Origin of the sequence: Mycobacterium sp., assembly GCF_040509115.1 — a bacterium.
Lineage (GTDB): Bacteria > Actinomycetota > Actinomycetes > Mycobacteriales > Mycobacteriaceae > Mycobacterium.
On record NZ_JBEVLO010000362.1, the window covers coordinates 1 to 3,509 of the forward strand.

Sequence of the window (3,509 nt, forward strand, 5' to 3'; positions counted from 1 at the left end):
ACGAGTCTGGGGTCAGGCCCCCGACGTGCCCCTTGACCTCCCAGAACCAGCGCTTGAGGTAGATCTTGAGCAGCTCGGGCTTGGCGTCGTCGGCGAGCTCGGTGATGCGAACCTCGCGGCTGCGCCAGCGCGGTCCCATCTCGACCCGGCCCGCCGCCCTCGCGTTGCGCGCCCACTGGGTGTTGCCGCGCGGTGAGACGACGTAGTCGCGGCCGTCGACGGTCATCAGATTGATCACCACGCCGCGAAGCTTGCCGGTCTTGCGGCCACGGACACGAAGTGCGTGGGTCCCCGCGACGCTGATCCCCGCCTCGGCGAGCCGCCGGAACACCTCGTTGGCGGTGCGGGCAATGAGATTCGGTGGGTCGTAACGGGTGGTCATGGCGTCTCTCCTCGGTCGATCGGACTTTGTGAGCAGTGCTCTCGGTTGAGGATGTCACGGTTGGTCGGCTAAATCAAGAGCATTGCTCTTGTTTTGTGCGACACTGGCGACATGGGCAAACGGCAGGACACCCGCGACCGCATCGAACGCGAGATCGTCGAACTGGGCAGACGCCACCTGATCACCGATGGCGCGGCAGGCCTGTCGGTCCGCGCGATCGCCCGAGAGCTCGGCATGGTCTCGTCGGCGGTCTACCGCTACGTGGCCAGCCGGGACGACCTGCTGACGCTGCTCCTCGTCGACGCGTACACCGAGCTCGCCGACGCCGTCGAACGCGCGGGGGAGGCCGACGGCACCTGGCGCGAACGGCTGCTGCGGATGGCGCACGCCGCCAGGGCTTGGGCCGTCGCCCAGCCCGCGAGCTGGGCGCTGCTCTACGGCAGCCCGGTTCCCGGCTATCACGCGCCCGCCGAACTGACGGTCGGGCCAGGAACGCGGATGATCGGCACCCTGTTCGGTGCGATCGCCTCGGGCATCGCGACGGGTGAGATCCCCAATTCGACGGCCGCGTCGGCCCGGACGTCGGCCGACTTCGACGGCGTCCGCGTTGAATTCGACTTCCCGGGGGATGACGCCACCGTGACCAAGTGCCTCCTGCTCTGGGCGGCGCTCGTCGGCGCCATCAGCCTGGAGGTCTTCGGGCAGTACGGCGCCGACACGGTGTCCGACCCCGAGGCGGTGTTCGACGCGCAGCTCAGGCTGGTGATCGCCGGCCTGTCGACGCTGTAACTAGAACACGTTCTAGCCAGTGGCCGGTGCCGGCGATATCCTCGAAGCGATGCATGACCAGACACCTGTCCAGATCGCCTGGGTGACGCACGACCTCGACGCCACCGAAGCGGCGCTGACCCACCTGATGGGCGCCAAGAAGTGGGTCCGCATGCCCGACGTCGCCTTTGGCCCCGACACCTGTACCCACCGCGGCAAACCCGCCGACTTCGCAGCGAACATCTCGCTGTCCTACGCCGGCGAGATGCAGCTCGAGCTCATCGCACCCGTGCGCGGCGCGAGCGTCTATGCCGACCACCTCGACACGGCGGGCGCCGGACTGCACCACGTCTGCGTCGAAGCGCCAAACCCCGATGCGTTCGAGGCCATGCTGGCCGACGCCGAACGTCACGGCACGCCCGTCGTCGCCGAGGGCACCATGCCCGGCGGCATGCGGTTCGCCTACGTCTCGGCACCGCACGCCGGCATCCCCTACCTCGAGATCGCCCTTGTCCCAGCAGAAATCCGGGCGTTCTTCGACTACGTCAAACAGGAGCAACAGTGAGCACCCAACTCCCCGAGACCGTCGACGCCGCAGGCGTGACGGAGTGGTCCGACGAGGTCGACGTCGTGGTGGTCGGCTTCGGCATCGCCGGGGGTTCCGCAGCGGTCAGTGCCGCCGCCGCAGGAGCACGGGTGCTGCTCCTGGAACGGGCCGCAGAAGCGGGAGGCACCACCTCCATGGCGGGCGGACACTTCTATCTCGGTGGCGGCACCGCCGTGCAGCGGGCCACCGGTCACGACGACAGCCCCGAGGAGATGTACAAGTACCTCCTCGCGGTATCGCGCGACCCCGAGCCCGACAAGATCCGGGCGTACTGCGAAGGCAGTGTCGAGCACTTCGACTGGTTGGAGGACTTGGGTTTTCAGTTCGAGCGCAGCTACTACCCTGGCAAGGTCGTCGTCCCGCCCGGCACCGAGGGCCTTTCCTACACCGGCAATGAGAAGGTCTGGCCGTTCTACGAGCAGGCCAAGCCCGCCCCGCGTGGGCACTCCGTGCCGGTGCCCGGCGAGCTCGGTGGGGCGGCCATGGTCATCGATCTCCTGGTCAAGCGAGCCGCCGACCTCGGCGTACAGGTCCGCTACGAGACGGGGGCCACGAACCTCGTCGTCGACGACGGAGCGGTGGTCGGCGTGGCATGGAAGCACTTCGACGAGACCGGAGTGATCAAGGCCAAGGCCGTCGTCATCGCCGCGGGCGGCTTCGTGATGAACTCCGAGATGGTCGCCACCTACACGCCGAACGTCGCGGAGAAGCCGTTCGTCCTTGGCAACACCTACGACGACGGCCTCGGCATCAGGCTCGGCCTCTCCGTTGGCGGGGAGGCCAAGCACATGGATCAGGCGTTCATGACCGCGCCGGTGTATCCGCCGGAGATCCTGCTCACCGGCATCATCGTCAACAACCTCGGCCAACGCTTCGTTGCCGAGGACTCCTACCACTCGCGCACGTCGAGCTTCGTCATGGACCAACCCGACAGCGCGGCGTTCCTCATCGTCGACGAAGCCCATCTCGAGCGCCCCGAGGTACCACTGGTCCCGCTGATCGACGGGTGGGAGACGGTCGACGAGATGGAGGAGGCACTCGGCATCCCGGAGGGCAATCTGGTGGCCACCCTCGCCCGCTACAACGAAAACGCCGCAAAGGGGGAGGACCCCGACTTCCACAAGCGCTCGGAATACGTTGCAGCCCAGGACAAGGGCCCCTGGGGTGCGTTCGACCTGTCGCTGGGCAAGGCCATGTACTCGGCGTTCACGTTGGGCGGACTCGCCACCTCTCTCGACGCGCAGGTGTTGCGCGACGACGGCAGCGTCATCCCCGGCCTGTACGCGGCGGGCGCGTGCGCGTCGAAACTCGTTCAGGACGGCAAGGGCTATTCGAGCGGCACCCAACTCGGCGAGGGGTCGTTCTTCGGCCGCCGAGCGGGCACGCACGCGGCGGGGCTCACGTAGCCGACGCCACCGGAGCCAGCCGCCACTCGCCGGACCCGAGCAGCTCGAGATGGTCGTCGTGGTGTTGCTCGACGGTGCTGCGGTGGCTCACGCTGACCACGATGCAGTCCGGCAGCGCAGTGCGCAGGGCCTTGTACAGTGCGAACTCCTGACCCTCGTCGAGTGCCGAGGTGGACTCGTCGAGGAACACGGCGCGGGGCGCGTTGAGCAGCACCCGGGCGAACGCGATCCGCTGCTGCTCGCCGGGGGACAACACCTTGGACCAGTCGGCGGTGTCGTCGAGACGGGAGGCGAGGTGACCGAGCGCGACCGCGTCGAGCGCATCGCCAATCACCTTGTCGCCGTG

General features: G+C 68.0%; 5 protein-coding genes. 3 read left to right on the top strand and 2 right to left on the bottom strand.

Annotated elements, in window-relative coordinates; genetic code table 11:
* The coding region (locus ABW137_RS25320) for a nitroreductase/quinone reductase family protein (RefSeq protein ID WP_526404214.1) at positions 1 to 382 on the bottom strand (382 nt) is incomplete at its 3' end.
* Positions 383 to 493: 111 nt separating this feature from the next.
* Here ABW137_RS25320 and ABW137_RS25325 point away from each other — a divergent pair.
* Genes ABW137_RS25325 through ABW137_RS25335 form a run of 3 tightly spaced genes read left to right on the top strand, consistent with a single transcriptional unit; the run spans position 494 to position 3,163 of the window.
* Positions 494 to 1,171 (top strand): TetR/AcrR family transcriptional regulator, encoded by a 678-nt coding sequence (locus tag ABW137_RS25325; protein ID WP_526404215.1) that lies wholly within the window; start codon positions 494 to 496, stop codon positions 1,169 to 1,171.
* A gap of 49 nt (positions 1,172 to 1,220) precedes the next feature.
* Positions 1,221 to 1,715, top strand: a complete 495-nt coding sequence (locus ABW137_RS25330; protein WP_526404216.1) for a VOC family protein — start codon at positions 1,221 to 1,223, stop codon at positions 1,713 to 1,715.
* Entirely contained in the window at positions 1,712 to 3,163 is a 1,452-nt protein-coding gene (locus tag ABW137_RS25335) for an FAD-binding protein (protein WP_526404217.1), read from the top strand. The genes ABW137_RS25330 and ABW137_RS25335 overlap by 4 nt, the downstream gene beginning before the upstream one ends.
* On the opposite strand, the gene ABW137_RS25340 is transcribed toward ABW137_RS25335, so the two are convergent.
* On the bottom strand, positions 3,156 to 3,509 hold a 354-nt coding region (locus ABW137_RS25340), incomplete at its 5' end, for an ATP-binding cassette domain-containing protein (RefSeq protein WP_526404218.1). The genes ABW137_RS25335 and ABW137_RS25340 overlap by 8 nt on opposite strands.